This window comes from Paraburkholderia sp. WS6, from assembly GCF_030464835.1.
Taxonomy (GTDB): Bacteria; Pseudomonadota; Gammaproteobacteria; order Burkholderiales; family Burkholderiaceae; genus Paraburkholderia; species Paraburkholderia madseniana.
The window spans coordinates 120,649-136,905 of sequence record NZ_JALQCK010000006.1; the positions used below are offsets into that span (position 1 = coordinate 120,649).

Sequence of the window (16,257 nt, forward strand, 5' to 3'; positions counted from 1 at the left end):
CCAAACACGGATACGGAATCTAGATGGACGACGATAACACTCTCGACCTTTTCACCGAGCCGCCGCCCCCGGAAGGCGACTTCCTGACGCTCGGCAACTACGCGGAACGCCAGTACCTCGACTACGCGGTGAGCGTGGTCAAGGGGCGCGCGCTGCCTGACGTATGCGACGGCCAGAAGCCGGTGCAGCGCCGCATCCTGTTCGCCATGAACGACATGGGCCTCGGCGACAACGCGAAGCCCGTCAAGTCGGCGCGCGTGGTCGGCGACGTGCTGGGTAAGTACCACCCGCACGGCGACCAGTCGGCGTACGACGCACTGGTGCGTCTCGCGCAAGACTTTTCGATGCGCTACCCGCTGATCGACGGCCAGGGCAACTTCGGTTCGCGCGACGGCGACGGCGCAGCGGCCATGCGCTACACCGAAGCGCGCCTGACGCCGATCGCGAAGCTGCTGCTCGACGAGATCGACCAGGGCACGGTCGACTTCATGAAGAACTACGACGGCGAATTCGAAGAGCCGAGGCTGTTGCCCGCGCGCTTGCCGTTCGTGTTGCTGAACGGGGCATCCGGCATTGCGGTGGGTCTCGCCACGGAAATCCCGTCGCACAATCTGCGCGAAGTCGCAGCGGCGGCGGTGGCGATGATCCGTAATCCGAAGATCGAGCACGCCGAGTTGATGCAACACATCGCCGGGCCGGACTTCCCGGGCGGCGGCCAGATCATTTCGAGCGACGCCGAGATTTCCGCGGCCTACGAAAGTGGCCGCGGCAGCCTGAAGGTGCGCGCCCGCTGGAAGATCGAGGAGCTCGCGCGCGGCCAGTGGCAACTCGTGATCACCGAATTGCCGCCGAACACGGCCGCGCAGAAGGTGCTCGAAGAAATCGAAGAGCAGACCAACCCGAAGATCAAGCTCGGCAAGAAGGCGCTCACGCCTGAACAGTTGCAAACCAAGCAGACCATGCTCGCGCTGCTCGACGCCGTGCGCGACGAGTCGGGCCGGGACTCGCCGGTGCGTCTCGTGTTCGAGCCGAAGTCGAGCCGCATTGATCAAACCGAGTTCGTCAATTCGCTGCTCGCGCATACGAGCCTCGAATCGAACGCGTCGCTCAATATGGTGATGGTGGGCGGCGATGGCCGGCCGCGTCAGAAGGGCTTGAGTGAAATCATCCACGAGTGGATCGCGTTCCGTTTCGCGACGGTCACGCGCCGCACGCGTCATCGTTTGAGCAAGGTCGACGACCGGATTCATATTCTCGAAGGCCGGATGATCGTCTTTTTGAATATCGACGAAGTCATCCGCATCATCCGCGAATCGGACGAGCCGAAGGTCGCGCTGATGGCCGCATTCGGCTTGTCGGACCGGCAGACCGAAGACATTCTCGAAATCCGCTTGCGTCAGTTGGCGCGCCTCGAGAAGATCAAGATCGAGAAGGAACTGGCCGAACTGCGCGACGAGAAGGCCAAGCTCGAAGAACTGCTCGGCAGCGAATCCGCGATGAAGCGTCTGCTCATCAAGGAAATCGAAGGCGACGCGAAGCAATACGGCGACGAGCGCCGCACGCTGATCCAGCAGGAAAAGCGCGCGACGTTCGAAGCGCGCGTGGTCGACGAGCCGGTGACCGTGGTGGTGTCGCAGAAGGGCTGGGTCCGCGCGCTGAAGGGCCACGGCCTGGATGTGGCCGGCTTTACGTTCAAGGCCGGCGACGGGCTCTACGCGGCGTTCCAGTGCCGCACACCGGATACGCTGGTTGCGTGGGGCAGCAATGGCCGCGTCTATTCGGTGGCGGTTGCGATGCTGCCGGGCGGGCGGGGCGATGGCGTGCCGGTCACGTCGCTGATCGAACTCGAATCGGGCAGCCACCTGATGCATTACTACGCGGCGTCCGCGGATCAGGCATTGCTGCTTGCGTCGAGCAACGGCTTCGGCTTTGTCGCCAAGGTCGGCGACATGGTGAGCCGCGTGAAGGCGGGCAAGTCGTTCATGACGATCGACGCTGGCGCTGCGCCGCTCGCGCCGATGCCGATGCTGCCGGATGCGACGCACATCGCGTGTCTGTCTTCGGGTGGACGCCTGCTGGTGTTCGGCCTCGACGAAATGAAGACGCTCTCGGGTGGCGGACGCGGTGTTACGCTGATGGCGCTCGACGACAACGAAACGCTGGTGCAGGCGCTGTCCATCAACAAGGCGGGCGTGGTGCTGATCGGCACGCGTCGCGGTGGCCGTGTCGACGAAGAGAAGCTGAGCGGCGCCACGCTCACGCCGCATATCGGCAAGCGGGCGCGCAAGGGGCGCGCGCCGGAGAGCAAGATGAAGCTCGACGGTATGCGTCCGGTACTCGCTGCGTAATCGTAGCTAGTAGTTAGCAGGTGGTAGATAGAAGTAGGTAGAGCAAGGCATGAACGAGGCGTGTGCTTTAAAGCGCAAACAGCAACAACGCGCACCTTGAAGCACACGCCGCACGCAGCAAAAATCCGGGGTGCAGCACCGTCGCGGTATCGGACGCGCTGCGATAACAACTACAAAGAATGTTAAGACGCTGCCAGTACATGGAACTGCACGCATAGCGCGCGGTCGAATGCGCTCAATAGCCGCTACAAATATCACTCGTCATAAGCGGCGTGGCGTCATCGGGAGAGGAAAACAAAATGAACAAAGCTGTCGAACTCGCACTCTTTTTGCATCTGCTCGCAGTCGCCGTGTGGGTGGGTGGGATGGTGTTCGCGCATTTCTGTCTGCGCCCGGCCATTGCCGATCTTTCGCCGCAACTGCGCTTGCCATTGTGGGAATCGGTGTTCGGCCGCTTCTTCAACTGGGTCGCCGCAGCCGTGCTGGTGATTCTCCTCACTGGCGGCTTCCTGCTGATGCAATTCGGCGGTGGTCACGCCACGTGGCCGTTGCATGCCATGGCCGGCCTCGGCATCGTGATGATGCTGATCTTCGGGCACATTCGTTTCGCCGTGTTCCCGCGCATTCGCCGTGCGGTGCAGGCGCAGAAGTGGCCGGATGGCGCGCAGGCGGTCGGTACGATCCGGCGTCTGGTGCTGGTGAATATCGTGCTGGGCGTGGTGACGATCGGCGTCGCTGTGCTGTCGCGCGGGTTCTGACGCCCGGCTTGCCTACTGCATGGCGCCGCAGGCAAGCCACAATCCACACACGACCGCCACGGTCCCGTACACCACATACACCGGCACCTTGAGCTTTGCGAAGCACATGCCGGAGAACAGCGCCGTCACCAGATACACGGGTTTAAACGGCACATGCACCGCGATGCGCAGCACGGCCACCGCCAGAAACGCGGTGGTGACCGCGCGCAAGATCCGCATGCCGTGTTCGAAACGCGGATTGGCCTTCAACTGATGCAGATGCCGTTGCGCCAGCACGACGAGGCAGCCCGATGGCACAAAAAGCGCGAGCGTAGCAATCAGCGCGCCCACCCAGCCATCCACCAGATATCCGAAGAACGGCACCACATTCAACAGCGGTCCGGGTGACAACGGGGAGAGCGAAAACGCCAAGGTGAAGTCGTTATCCGACACGCCGATCGCCGGCGTGACGAACAATGTCTTAAGTACCGGCAACGCCGAGAAGCCGCCACCGAACAAGGTCATGCCCGCACCGGCCAGCCGCGGCCATAGCAGCGCCAGTTCATAGCGATGCGGTAACGGCAGGGCGAACAACACCAGCAACACGCCCAATGCGGCCAGCATGTGCCAGTCGCCGCGACCGATCGACACCACGATGCGAGAATTGCGAACCGGGCTGACCAACCAACCGGTGCCGAAGGCTGCGCCGAGCATCACCACATAGGCCGCGGGACTGCGTGCATAGAAGAGCGCCACGCAACCGATCCCCGCCGCGATCCACTCGAGCTTGCCGCGTATCAGCGCGCGCGTCTGTTTGTACCAGGTGATCGCGATCAGCGTGGCCAGCACCACGCTGAAGTGATTGAGCAAGGTTTGGGAAGCGGCGGCGTGCACGAGCGGCGTGCGATAGAAGATCGCGAATAGCGTCATCAGCACGAAAAAGGGCAGCACGCTTGCAACGCCCGCCACCCAGGCGCCGGCGCGTCCCCGCAGCGCATGCCCCAGTTGCACGGCGACATTGCAGCCCACCGGCCCAGGCACCATCCAGGCGAGCGCGATCAGATCGGAAAAGGCCACGCGCGAGAGCCGACCCTCGCGTTCCACGTAATGGTTTTCGAGTTGCGCCATCAGCGCGAGACCGCCCCACGACAGCGCCGACAGGCCGAATACGACCCGGAACAGCGTCCATAGCGGTTCCCGTTTTCCTCGCCTGGCGGCATTCTGGCTCGTGATCGACTGCATGGCGACGCAGGCCCCCGCACGTGGGCGGCCCGCCCTCTGAGATCATCGTTTTGTGTGTATTGGCGCGGCCAGCAGACAGCATCGCGCTGTGACGCAGTACAGCGTGAATGTAGCCGGTTTTGCGATGCAGCGGTTGGATAAGCGCGGGAGGTGCCGCACCTACGCTTATAGGCTGCATGCGGTGCGCTTGTGCGTGACAGGCCCGCCACCGCCGGGCCGCATTCAGCTATTGGTGCTCGTGCTGGTGCTGGACACGCTGCGGGTACTGTCGACATCATGCACAGTGCGGTGACCCTTCATGCCGCATACGCCGAAGCGTTCGAGCAGCGCCGGAATCGCTTCGACCGGCACCGGACGCGAGAACAGGAAACCCTGCGCCTCGATATGGCCGAGCGCGGCGAGCCACGCAATCTGCTCTTCGGTCTCCGTGCCTTCGACCACCACCGTGAGTCCGAGCGAACGCGCCAGATTGACGATCGCGGTGACCATCACGCAGACACTACGGTCACCGGGAATCGCCTGGACGAACGAACGGTCCACCTTCAGCGTGTCGACCGAGAAGCGGTTCAGGTAGGACAGCGACGAATAGCCTGTGCCGAAGTCGTCGAGCGCGATGCGCACGCCGAGGCGCTTCAACGCGAAGATTTTCTCCGACACGAGTTCGGGATATTCCATCATCGCCGTCTCGGTGATTTCGAGTTCGAGGCGGCGCGCGGAGATGCCGCTTTCCTCGATCGCGTGCGAGATGGTTTCGTACAGATCGCCGCGCCAGAACTGCACCGCGGAGATGTTCACCGCGAGCGAGAGCGTGTCGTAGCCCTGTTGCTGCCACAACGCCAGTTGACGGCACGCGGTCTCGATCACGAAGTCGCCGATGGGCACGATCAACCCGGTCGATTCGGCGACCGGAATGAATTCGTTGGCCGGAATCAAACCGTGTTGCGGATGGTTCCAGCGCACCAGCGCTTCGAAACCGGTGATACAGCGGCGCGTCAGATCGATCTTCGGCTGATAGGCGAGGAACAACTGGCCTTCGGTGAGCGCGACGCGCAACTGCTGTTCCCACTTCATCAAATGGTCCGCGCGGTGCGACAACTGCGGCGAATAGAACTGGTAGCAGTTCTTGCCCGCGTCCTTCGCGCTGTACATCGCGAGGTCGGCTTTTTTCAGCAGGTCGATCTCGCTCTCGTTGGCGACCGAGTAGAGCGCGATGCCGATGCTCGCGTGCAGCACGAACGAACTGCCGCGCACTTCGAAAGGTTTGGCGAACGCTTCGGCTGCCGCTTCGGCGAGTGTGACGGCGCGCTTCTCGACGTCGTCGCCCTTGATCACCACGACGAACTCGTCACCGCCGATGCGGCTCAAGGCGCCGCCGTCGCCGACCGCGGTGGCGAGGCGCGAGGCCGTCATTTGCAGCACGATGTCGCCGGCGTTGTGGCCTAGCGTGTCGTTGACGGTCTTGAAGTTGTCCAGGTCGATGAAGAGAATCGCGAGGCGCCCGAGATTGGAATGCTGCGCCACGTCGTGCCGCAATGTTTGCAGCGTCGCATAGCGATTGCGCAAACCGGTCAGCAGATCGTACTCGACCAGATGCGTCATCTCGCGCTCGCGCCCGAGCAGCTTGCCGATCAAACCGGTGGCCACTGCGAAGAAGCTCAGCATCGCGAGCGAGATGAAGCCCGCCATCAGGAGGTAGACGTTGCGCGTGTGGTTGTAATCGGTGAATTCCTCGGCTTGCGACAGGCCCACCAGCACGCCGAGCGGATAGCCGTCGATATGCCGGTACGAGACGATACGCGTGATGTTGTCGATGGAATCGACGTAGGTGCCTGACACATGCTCCGAGGTCGGGTACGAGCCGCTCGCCGAGAATGAGCCGCTGGCGGTGTCGACGCTACCGGTGCGGCGCGCCAACACCGTGCCGTTGTCCGAGATCACCGCGATCACGCCTTCGCGGCCAATGGCCGCGTTGTTGTAGAAGTCGCTGGTGAAATAGCTCGGATCTTCGGAGACCACCACGACGCCCGCGAACGAGCCGTCGGGATGATTCAGACGCCGCGTCATCTGCAAGGTCCAGTGGCGGGATACGCGGCCGAGCACCGGCTTGCTGATATACAACTGGTCGTCGTTTTCGTGTTCGTGGACCTTGAAGTGTTCGCGGTCCGACAGATCGATGCGTTTGGGATTGGGTTCGGCCGTGTTGGCGATCAGCGTGCCGTGCTCGTCGATCAGCGACACCTGCACCAGCGTCTCGCTTTGCACCACGCCTTTTTCCACCGTGCTGGCGAGATCAAAATGATTCGGCGTTTTTTCGAACTCGTATTTGACGAAGCGGGTGATCTGGTCGACCTGGTGAATCGCCTTGACCGTGTGCTGCTCCAGCGCCGCGGAGAGAATCGCGGCAGAGGCCATCGCCTCGCGATTCGTGGCTTCTTTCTCAACCGACAGGCGCGCGAAGATCACGGCCCAAAGCAGGATCAGCACCAGCACGCCGAGCGCCGGAATGGCGAGCAAGGCACGGCGGCGCGACACAGCAGGGTCGCGGCGGGGTTTGGCTTCGCGCTGGTCGGAGAAGCGGAACTGGCTCATCGGGCGGCCCGTTCCCTGGTGCCGGCCAGTTGCAACTGCGCGAGCATTGACTGCGCTAATTTCATGGGTGGCTGCATGGTGACCAAGGTGCCGGGACTGCTGCGCAGGGGAAGGGAGCGTGGCGTCGTGCCTGACCATCCGCAGGTCATCGGGTACGTTTCGATATTACTTAATGCCACTGGATTAAGGAAGGGTCCGCGCATCGGGTATACGCGGGCGCAACAGGCCGTCCTGGCCGGCTGAATTCGCAGCCGGCGCAGCCAGCCTTGGGGCTGCGGCCTGGCACTTGTTTTCGAATATTTCATCGGGATATGGAATTCAGGTGTGCCAAGCCTCTCGTCATGCATGGCGCATTAATCGCGCAAACGGTGCGGCATTCTGTTGTTAAGCGTGGCCTGAAGCGGCGAAACACGGCCGGCGTTCAGCGGCAGGCCGGCGCGCGTCAACCTGCAATCGAGCGCTGCGCCGTTCATGGCAACCGGAACGTGCCGTCGACGATCGTCACCGAAGGCCCGCCGATCCACGTTTTGCCGGCTGCATCGTCGTAGTGCACCGAAACGTTGCCGGCATGTCCCAGCACGGTGCCCTGGCGGGCCGTGTAGTGCGAGCCGGGCTGCAACTCTGCAAGCGGATTGCCTTTGAACGGCACCGACGTGAACACGTCGACTTGTTTGAAACGAACGGTGTGAGCGGTCATCGGGTGCAGTCCGGCGAATCCAGCAGATTGATGGGCTTCGCGGATTCTACCTGGTGGCAAAGGAACGATCTACCTCACCACAAATGCAAAACGCGCCGCAGGTGACAGACACCTCGCGACGCGTTCAGTACGCTCGGAACGACCGGCCGGGCGAACCGGCGGCCGAACCTGTTGGCGATTATTATTCGACTTCGGCGATCATCTCGATCTCGACGCATGCGCCGAGCGGAATCTGCGCCACGCCGAACGCCGAACGCGCATGTTTACCGCGCTCGCCGAACACGTCCGCGATCAGTTCGGAGGCGCCGTTGGTCACCAGATGCTGCTCGGTGAACTCGAGCGTCGAGTTGACGAGGCTCATCAACTTGACGATGCGCGTGACGCGGTTCAGGTCGCCCACATGCGTATGCAGCGTGGCGAGCAGGTCGATCGCGATAGACCGCGCGGCGGCCTTGCCTTCTTCGGTGGTGAGGGTGGCACCGAGCTTGCCGGCCCACACCTTGCCGTCTTTCTTCGCGATGTGACCCGACAGGTACACCGTGTTGCCGCTTTGCGCGCTCATCACATAGGCGGCTGCCGGAGCGCCTGCGCTCGGCAGTTCGATGCCCAGTTCCTTAAGCTTGTCGTACACATTTGATTGAGCCATGGTGTGTCCTTGGTCAGTAGTTGAGTTCGGTGGCGCGGGTTGGTCGAGACGGCTTAGACCTTCGCGCGGATCAGCGCCGCAAGACGCGACACGCCTTCGTCGATCTTGGCCGGCGGCACCGTGACGAACGACAGGCGCAGCGTATTGTGCTGCGCTTCGCTCGCAAAGAACGGACCGCCCGGCACGAACGCGACATTCTGCGCGACGGCTTCTTCGAGCAGCTTCATGCTGTCGATCTGCGCGGGCAGATTCACCCACACGAACATGCCGCCTTCCGGACGGTTCCAGCTTACGCCTTCCGGCATGTAGCGTTCGAGCGAGGCGAGCATCGCCGCGCATTGATCGCGATAAAGTTCGCGAATGGTCGGTACGTGCGTGTCGAGGAAGCCGTCCTTGATCACTTCGTACACGATGCGTTGCGTGAAGCTCGGCGTGTGCAGATCGGTGGCTTGCTTGGCCTGCACGAGCTTGAAGATCAACTCTTCGGGCGCAATGATGTAGCCGACCCGCAGGCCCGGCGCCAGCACTTTCGAGAACGAGCCGAGATGGACGATGTGATCCGGCGCCATCGACAGCATGGTGGGCAACGGTTCACCCGCGTAGTCGAGCGCGCCGTAGGGATCGTCTTCGATTACCGGGAACGGCGCGGTCTTCGCGAACGCGGCCAACGCACGGCGGCGTTCGACCGGCAGGCGGCGGCCCGTCGGATTCTGGAAATTCGGTTGCGCGTACAGGAGGCGTGCGCCGGCCGTCAGCTCAGGCGTGAGCGCTTCGGGAATCAGGCCTTGCTCGTCGGTCGGCACCTGCACGTAGCGCGGCTCGTACATCGAGAACGATTGCAGCGCGCCGAGGTAAGTCGGCGTTTCGACCAGCACGGGGCTGTCCGGGCACACCAGCACTTTGCCGAGCAGGTCGAGCGCTTGCTGCGAGCCGGTCGTGATCAGTACCTGCGAAGGACGAATCTGCGCGCCGTTCACCGAATAGCGCTGCGCGATCCATTCACGCAGCGGCAGATAGCCTTCGGTCGCGCTGTACTGCAACGCCGCCGCGGGCGCGTCGCGCAGAATGCGGTCGGATGCTTCGCGCATGCGCTCGGCCGGGAAGGTCGCCGGCGAGGGCAGGCCGCCCGCGAACGAAATGACTTCGGGCCGTTCCGTGACCTTCAGGATCTCGCGGATCGCCGAGCTCGTGAGCTTGCGTGCGCGTTCGGACAGTTGCCACGTGGGGGCTTTCAAGTCGCTTTGGTCCATGGTCTCCTCTGCTGGTATTTCTGGAACCGGTCAAAACTTCGATTATCGCGCGAGTTGACGACCCGCGCGCGCTGCTTATTTAAGGGTCCGTAGACCCTCGGGTGTTTCAAACTCGGCGACAAGTGCCGGCGCGCCTTCCGTGGGCTCGAGTGCGATCAGGTGCGCCGCGCCCAGCCAGTGCAATTGCGCAGCGATCGTGTCGGCCTGTGGATGGGCTGCTTTCAAAGCTTTCAGCGCGATGTCCGTTTCCGGCAGGACCGCCGACGGGTGCCGCGGCGTGTCCCACTGGATCAGCGACGGCAATACCCCGTCGCCGGCGCCTTGCCACGCGGGGAAGGCGCCATCGTCAGGCACCGACAGACCCCAGGTGAAATCGCCGCGCGTCATCGGCACGATCGGTGCAATGCGCTGGGGATACTGCGTTTGCCATGCCGCGAGCTGCTTCGGCCGGTCGACTCGGGCAACCCAGTGCGACAGGTACGGGCCCTTTTCGAGCCGCGCTTGCGTCGCCGGGTCGTCGAGGGCGAACAGGCGGGCACGAGGCGCGGCGCCATCCGCTGGTTCTGCCGCCTGCGGGTCGACCGCAATCACTTCCAGATACACGCCGCCCCACAGATTCAGCAGACGATTGTGCGTGCGCATCAGCGGATGCGCGCCACCGCCGGCCGGTGCGACGCCGAGCGTGTCGGCAACGTACTGCGTGCCCTCGTCGAGGGTACGGGCGGAAATCACGAGGTGATCGAGACGGAGCGAATGGGCAGTCATGGCGGATCAGGAAAACGGTTTCTGCGGTAAGCCGGAACGCGCGCCGGGTGCGGCAGCAGCGTTGCCGGGGTCGTAAGCATAACCGTTTGCCGGGTCGGCGGGCCAGGCGGATGGCGTTTGGGCGGGTCTTGCCCGAACTCGCTCGTGAGCGGCGGAATGCAACCCGGGCCGCCTCATCATCCGTTGCTTATCTTAAATGTAGCCTTGAATGTAGCGGCGGCGACCGGCACAGTAACGGTACAATCGACTCGATACCGTTCGGTACAGTTGGAGCCCGTCATGTCCGTCCCGCTTACCCAGATTCCCACGCCTCACGATACGACGTCGCTGACGCTGGTCGAGCAGCTCGTCCAGTGGGCGCGCCGCCGCATCGAGGAGCGCGTGTTTCGTCCCGGCATGCGCATGCCGTCGATCCGCAAGCTTGCGCTGGACAAGGGCGTATCGCGCTTCACCGTGGTCGAGGCGTATGAGCGGCTGGTGGCGCAGGGCTACCTGGAGTCGCGGCGCGGCTCTGGTTTCTACGTGCGCGAACGATTGGGCTGCGCGCCGACGGCTGAGATCCGCACGATCGCCGCAGCGGCGCCCGCGCCGGCCACGATCGATGTCGTCTGGCTGCTGCGCAACATGTTGCATACGGGCGCGCGCCCCGAGCGCAGTCCGGGCCTCGGCTACTTGCCGGGCCGCTGGCTCGACGGCGATCTGATTACCAACGCGCTGCGCACGCTAGGCCGGCAAAGCGGCGCGCAGATGCTCGGCATCGGTACGCCACAGGGCTTTTTGCCGCTCCGCCAGCAGTTGCAGACGCGGCTGGAGGAGCTGGAAATCGGTGCTTCGCCGGATCAGATCGTGATGGTCTCCGGCATCACCCAGGCGATCGACCTGATTTCGCGGATTTACGTGAAGCCGGGCGATGCGGTGATCGTCGGCGATCCGGCCTGGTTTCAGATGTTCGGGCGCTTCGCGTCGCAGGGCGCGCGGCTGGTCGGCATGCCGTACACGCCGGACGGGCCGGACCTCGACGCGCTCGAGTCGCTGGTCGAGACCTGGCGGCCGAAAATGCTGGTGATCAATTCGGTGCTGCAGAACCCCACCGGCACCTCGCTCACGGCCGCGCAGGCATTCCGCATTTTGCGTCTCGCCGAGGCCTACGATTTCATCGTCGTCGAAGACGATATTTACGGCGATCTGTGCCCGCCGAGCTATCCGGGCACGCGTCTCGCGAGCCTCGACCAGCTAAAGCGCGTGATCTACCTGGGCAGCTTTTCGAAGACGCTCGCGCCCAATCTGCGCGTGGGTTTTATCGCCTGCGCGCCCGAAGTGGCCACGGCCGTCAGCGATCAGAAAATGCTGGTCGGCATGACGAGCCCCGAACTGAACGAGCGCGTGCTCTACAAGATTCTCACTGAGGGCCATTACCGCCGGCACGTCGAGCGGCTGCGCGCGCGGCTCGACGGCGTGCGCGAAAAATCCGTGCGGATGCTCGAGAAGACCGGTATGAAGCTGTTTCTGACGCCCGCGGCGGGCATGTTCCTGTGGGCCGACACGGGCGTCGATGCGAGCGCGCTCGCGGCCGCCGGCCACGAAGAAGGCTTTCTGCTGACGCCTGGCAGCCTGTTTTCTCCGCTGCAATCGCCCACCACGTGGATGCGCTTCAACATCGCCAACTGCGGCGATCCCGAGCTGTCGACGTTCCTGTGCCGCTATCTCGACAGCGTCGCGCGGCGCGCCTCTTGAAACCGCGCCGGGCTGCCCCAACTTAGCGGCGACACGGCAATCCGGCCATCCGGCGGCACGGCCCCGGCGGCCTCGGCGGCCCAAGTGGCCCAAACGGCTCGCGGCCGTGCGCCACGCCTGACTAGAACCCCATTCGTAACAGAGAGGAAGTCCGACCATGGCACAAGAAACCATGAGCTTTCAGGCAGAAGTTAAACAACTTCTGCACCTGATGATCCATTCGCTGTACAGCAACAAGGAAATCTTTCTGCGCGAGCTGATTTCGAACGCGTCCGACGCGGCCGACAAGCTGCGCTTTGAAGCGATCGAAAATAGCGGACTGTACGAAAACGATCCGAATCTGCGGATTCGCGTCTCGTACGACAAGGCCGCGCGCACCGTCACCATCGACGACAACGGCATCGGGATGAGCCGTGACGAGACGATCTCGCATCTCGGCACGATCGCTCGTTCGGGCACCAAGGAATTCTTCGGCAAGCTCTCCGGCGACCAGCAGAAAGATGCGGCGCTGATCGGCCAGTTCGGCGTGGGCTTTTACTCGGGCTTTATCGTCGCGGACAAGATCACGGTCGAAACGCGCCGCGCCGGTTTGCCGGCCTCGGAAGGCGTGCGCTGGGTAAGCGCGGGCGAGGGCGATTTCGCGGTGGAGAGAATCGAACGCGCCGCGCGCGGCACGACCATCACGCTGCATCTGCGCGCCGATGAAGACGAGCTGCTGTCGTTGCATCGTCTGAAGTCGATCATCCAGAAGTACTCGGACCACGTCGCGCTGCCCATCGTGATGGCGAAGGAAGAGTGGGACGCTGAAAAGAGCGAGATGGTCACGAAGGACGAAGACGAGACCGTCAACCAGGCGAGCGCGCTGTGGACCCGTTCGAAGAACGACATCACGGAAGAACAGTACAAGCAGTTCTACCAGCACCTCTCGCACGATCATCAGGATCCGCTGACGTGGACGCATAACCGCGTTGAAGGCCGCAGCGAATACACGCAACTGCTGTACGTGCCGACGCATGCACCGTTCGACATGTTCAACCGCGATCATCGCGCCGGTCTGAAGCTGTACGTGAAACGTGTATTCATCATGGACGACGCCGAACAACTGCTGCCGGGCTATCTGCGTTTCGTGAAGGGCGTGGTCGATTCGGCTGATCTGCCGTTGAACGTGTCGCGCGAAATCCTGCAGGAAAGTCGCGACGTGAAGGCGATCCGCGAAGGCGTGACCAAGCGTTCGCTGTCGATGCTCGAAGAATTGGCGAACGCCGAAAACGACGCCGATAAGGAAAAGTACGCCGGCTTCTGGAAGGAATTCGGTCAGGTGCTGAAGGAAGGCATCGGCGAAGATTTCGCCAATCGCGAGCGTATTGCGAAGCTGGTGCGTTTCGCGGCGACGCATACGGAATCGCCGGAGCAAAACGTCTCGCTCGCCGATTACGTTGCGCGGATGAAGCCCGAGCAAACGAAGATCTATTACGTAACGGCCGACACCTGGCAGGCCGCGACCCACAGCCCGCATCTCGAAGTGTTCCGCAAGAAGGGCGTGGAAGTGCTGCTGCTGACCGATCGCGTCGATGAATGGATGCTGTCGTTCCTGAACGAATTCGACGGCAAGCCGCTGCAAAGCGTCGCGCGTGGAGATCTCGATCTGGGCGCGCTGAATGACGAAGAAAAGCAGGCGCAGGAGAAGGTCGGCGAAGAGTTCAAGCCGCTCGTCGACAAGATGAAAGAAGCGTTGAAGGACAAGGCCAAAGACGTGCGCTTGACGTTCCGCCTGACCGATTCGCCGTCCTGCCTCGTGGCCGACGATGGCGAAATGAGCGGCTATCTGCAACGTATGCTGAAGGCGGCGGGTCAGGAAGCGCCGTCGTTCCACCCGATTCTCGAAGTGAATCCGGAACATGCGCTGGTGAAGGGCTTGCATGCGGACAGCGCGAATTTCGACGACTGGTGTCATCTGTTGTTCGATCAGGCTTTGCTTGCTGAAGGCGGTGCGCTGGAAGATCCGGCCAGCTTTGTGAAGCGTACCAACGCGTTGTTGCTGGCGCGTGCAGGTTGAGTTTTCAAGTTTGAATTGAGCCTGGACCGGCGTCGTTTTGACGCTTGTGATTGAAAAATGCGCTGCCTTGGCAGCGCATTTTTTTTGCCCTCCTTTAACCAATCAAATCCATTCAACGCGCTAAATCGAGATTGATTTGTGAGATGTGAAAACGCGGTTCTGTCTTATGCTGCGCGATCGAAATTCGGATGCTCAAGAGACTATTTGCAGTCTCCCGGTCATTCACGCATCCGATTTCATTTCTGCAATTGCGCATTGACGCGCCGCGATAGCTCTCTGTATTCCCATGTCCGATTCCGCACTGCCAACCCCCGCCGATCCCGTGCATCTCCTGTGGTCGATCTTGCGCGAGCAAGGTTTCGACGCTGCTGAGCGACGGGCCCTCGAACTCATTGCAGAGGGTGTCACGCCGCAATTGCACGCGGACCTGTGCGCGAGCGCAGGGCGTTTTGAAGCGGCGTACCACAGTGCATCGCAAGCGCAGATGCAGTCGGCAACGAACGGCGCGCGTTACGCCCGGTTAGCCCTGTTCGCCGACGCACTCGGCCGCGCTGACGCCGCGCAGCGCAACAGCGAGTTGGCGGTAAGCGCCCAGCCGTCGGCAGCGACGCTCGAATGGATCGTCTGGTTGATCGATCGCTGTGGCGCGCATTCGGCGGCGGCACACATGTTGCGCGCGTACGAGCAACACGAACCACAGGATGCCCGCGCCCCCTGGTGGTTGGCGATTGCGCTTGCGACGTCGCCGGATGCGAGCGCGCGAGCCGAGCGTCGCGTGGCGCTGTTGCGGGCCTATGTGCTCGATCCGGCGATCCACCCCGCGTTGCCGTTGCAGCTCGTGCTGGCTTTCCGCGAGATCCGCGATTGGCCCACGGTGGAACGCGTTTGTCGTGAGGTGCTGACACGCCATCCCGCCGATGCAGAAATCGCCTGGCAACTGAGCCATGCGCAATGGCAGTGCAACGACGCCGCCGCGGCCGAGGCAACCATGCGCGCTGTCGATGTCGCCGCGCCCGGCAATGCCCACGTACTGGGCGCGATCGGCATGTATCTGGCCGAACAGGCGCGTTTTGCAGAAAGCGAAGCGGCGCTGCATGCAGCGCTCACGCTCGACCCGTCGGCATCGCAGGCGGCCGTCGATCTGGCTGATCTGAAGTTGCGGCGCGGCGACTGGTCGAGCGCATGGCCACACTTCGCGGCGCGTCTGACACGCGACGATCGAGAGTCGAACAACGTCGTGACTGTGATGGAACGGCTGTGTCCGCGCTGGCAGGGTCAATCGCTGGGCGGCAAGACCTTGATCGTGCACAGCGAACAGGGCAACGGCGACGATATCCAGATGGTGCGCTTCGTGCACGAACTGGCAGCGCGCGTACGCGACGAAGGCGGTCGGCTGGTGCTGGCAGTGCGCCGGGCGTTACAGCCGCTGTTTGCGCGTTTTTACGCGGATTGCGTGTCCATCGAGGACGGACCGCTCGGCAAGCCCCACTTTGGGCTGCCGATCATGAGCGTGCCGTCGGTGCTTGGCTTGCAGCCTGACCAGGTGCGCGGCGGTGCCTATCTAGCTGCCGATGCAAGCCGCGTGGCCGCATGGCGCGAGCGGATCAGCGCATGGGGTGGAGAGTCGGCGCGATTGCATGTCGGCCTCGTCTGGTCGGGCAGCCCGACGCATCGTCGCGACGCGAAACGGTCGATTCCGCTTTCGGCGCTGGCGCCGGTGCTCGCGCTACCCAATATTGTGTTCCATCCGCTGACGCCGGGCCGTGACGCCGATGTGGCGACGCTGAGCGGAGAGGGCTATCGCGTTTGCGATCTGACTGCGCACTATCAGGCCGGTTTCGACGACGTGGCCGCGCACGTGAGCGCGCTCGATGCGGTGCTCACCATCGACAGTGCACCTCTGCATCTGGGTGGCGCGCTGGGGCGCCCGGTGCTGGCGATGCTCGATCGCGTGTCGCATTGGGCGTGGGGCAATGAGGAGACACAACCGTGGTACGACTCGGTTGATCTGTTCCGGCAGCCGCGGCCGGGCGCGTGGGAGCCGGTGGTCGAGCGCGTGGCGGCCCAATTGCGGGCAATGTTAAGCGCGCAGTAGTTGTTCGCGCGAATCGCGCGGAACCTGGAAAATCGCGTCCGAAAGAACAAGAGCGCACACGTAGAAACGCCCGCATGACGCGGGCGTTTTTTTCGAAC

General features: G+C 63.0%; 10 protein-coding genes and 1 pseudogene. 5 read left to right on the plus strand and 6 right to left on the minus strand.

Going from position 1 to position 16,257, the window contains the following annotated elements:
* Positions 1–23: 23 nt before the first annotated feature.
* Both parC and M0D64_RS09710 read left to right on the plus strand, forming a co-directional pair.
* Complete coding sequence (gene parC, locus M0D64_RS09705; protein ID WP_266257442.1) at positions 24–2,348, plus strand: DNA topoisomerase IV subunit A; 2,325 nt, start codon at positions 24–26, stop codon at positions 2,346–2,348.
* A 299-nt stretch (positions 2,349–2,647) separates the two neighbouring features.
* A complete protein-coding gene (locus M0D64_RS09710; protein WP_028196844.1) occupies positions 2,648–3,106 on the plus strand; it encodes a CopD family protein in 459 nt (152 codons plus the stop codon).
* A 12-nt stretch (positions 3,107–3,118) separates the two neighbouring features.
* Here M0D64_RS09710 and M0D64_RS09715 read toward each other — a convergent pair whose 3' ends face one another.
* The 6 genes and pseudogenes from M0D64_RS09715 to M0D64_RS09740 form a co-directional block, all read right to left on the minus strand.
* Positions 3,119–4,327 carry a chromate transporter gene (locus tag M0D64_RS09715; RefSeq protein ID WP_266257443.1) on the minus strand — a complete coding sequence of 403 codons (1,209 nt, stop codon included), beginning with the start codon at positions 4,325–4,327 and terminating at the stop codon, positions 3,119–3,121.
* A 222-nt stretch (positions 4,328–4,549) separates the two neighbouring features.
* Entirely contained in the window at positions 4,550–6,916 is a 2,367-nt protein-coding gene (locus M0D64_RS09720) for an EAL domain-containing protein (protein ID WP_266257444.1), read from the minus strand.
* Positions 6,917–7,385: 469 nt separating this feature from the next.
* Positions 7,386–7,532, minus strand: a pseudogene (locus M0D64_RS09725) (PhzF family phenazine biosynthesis protein); the annotation flags it as partial.
* 262 nt (positions 7,533–7,794) lie between these two features.
* On the minus strand, positions 7,795–8,259 hold the full coding sequence (locus M0D64_RS09730; protein ID WP_154558985.1) for a RidA family protein: 465 nt from the start codon (positions 8,257–8,259) through the stop codon (positions 7,795–7,797).
* Between the two features lie 53 nt (positions 8,260–8,312).
* Entirely contained in the window at positions 8,313–9,509 is a 1,197-nt protein-coding gene (locus M0D64_RS09735) for a PLP-dependent aminotransferase family protein (protein WP_169486647.1), read from the minus strand.
* 75 nt (positions 9,510–9,584) lie between these two features.
* Complete coding sequence (locus M0D64_RS09740) at positions 9,585–10,274, minus strand: VOC family protein (RefSeq protein ID WP_154558987.1); 690 nt, start codon at positions 10,272–10,274, stop codon at positions 9,585–9,587.
* A 279-nt stretch (positions 10,275–10,553) separates the two neighbouring features.
* Here M0D64_RS09740 and M0D64_RS09745 point away from each other — a divergent pair, with 279 nt between their 5' ends.
* The 3 genes from M0D64_RS09745 to M0D64_RS09755 all read left to right on the plus strand — a co-directional run bounded on the left by M0D64_RS09745 (position 10,554) and on the right by M0D64_RS09755 (position 16,159).
* Entirely contained in the window at positions 10,554–12,008 is a 1,455-nt protein-coding gene (locus M0D64_RS09745; RefSeq protein ID WP_266257445.1) for a PLP-dependent aminotransferase family protein, read from the plus strand.
* A 157-nt stretch (positions 12,009–12,165) separates the two neighbouring features.
* Positions 12,166–14,064: a molecular chaperone HtpG gene (gene htpG, locus M0D64_RS09750; RefSeq protein ID WP_266257446.1), complete on the plus strand. Its 1,899-nt coding sequence runs from the start codon at positions 12,166–12,168 to the stop codon at positions 14,062–14,064.
* 286 nt (positions 14,065–14,350) lie between these two features.
* Complete coding sequence (locus tag M0D64_RS09755) at positions 14,351–16,159, plus strand: hypothetical protein (protein WP_266257448.1); 1,809 nt, start codon at positions 14,351–14,353, stop codon at positions 16,157–16,159.
* The last annotated feature ends 98 nt before the right edge of the window (positions 16,160–16,257 follow it).